This is a genomic window from Pseudomonas sp. Sample_24 (genome assembly GCF_004307605.1).
Taxonomy (GTDB): Bacteria; Pseudomonadota; Gammaproteobacteria; order Pseudomonadales; family Pseudomonadaceae; genus Aquipseudomonas.
The window spans coordinates 1-728 of the sequence record NZ_RCNW01000509.1; the positions used below are offsets into that span (position 1 = coordinate 1).

The following is a 728-nucleotide window of genomic DNA, read 5'->3' on the forward strand; positions in this document are numbered from 1 at the left end:
TCGACATCTATGGCAACGTCAACTCCACCCACGTCTGCGGCACGCGGATGATGAATGGGATTGGCGGTTCGGGTGACTTTGCACGCAATGCGCACCTGGCGATCTTCGTGACCAAGTCGATTGCCAAGGGCGGCGCGATTTCCAGCGTGGTGCCGATGGTCAGCCATGTCGACCACACCGAGCATGACGTCGACATCCTGGTCACCGAAATCGGTTTGGCCGATCTGCGCGGCCTGGCGCCCCGCGAGCGTGCGCGGGTGATCATCGACAACTGCGTACACCCGGATTACCGCCAGGCCCTCAGCGATTATTTTGAAAAGGCTTGCGCAGTGGGCGGACATACCCCGCATATCCTGCGTGATGCCCTGAGCTGGCACATAAACCTGGAAGAAACCGGGCGAATGATCGCCAGTTAATTGGTACAGATTGCCGCTGACGCAAACACAGTTTCGTCAGCGGGCAATTGCAAGACGCTTTACTTACAAAAACTGTACTGCTGTACCGGTCTTTTCCTACAGCTATAGCCTACTCATTAAGTCTTAATGGCCGAAAATGCACCATAATGGCGCAGACAAGTACAGTTGCCTCAATTTAGACCAGTACACCGCCTATAAACAGTTAACTGAGCCCTCACAATACAGATGAACTGTATCTACAGTGGCTAGGCAAGAGAGAGGATCATGGGCACCAGTTAAACCACTACCTAATCCCGCCACAAGCGGAAGGAT

1 protein-coding gene is annotated in these 728 nt (G+C 53.8%); it reads left to right on the forward strand.

Annotated elements, in window-relative coordinates; genetic code table 11:
• A partial coding sequence (locus D8V06_RS29320; RefSeq protein WP_277751321.1) for an acetyl-CoA hydrolase/transferase C-terminal domain-containing protein occupies positions 1-416 on the forward strand: 416 nt, incomplete at its 5' end.
• Positions 417-728 lie beyond the last annotated feature (312 nt).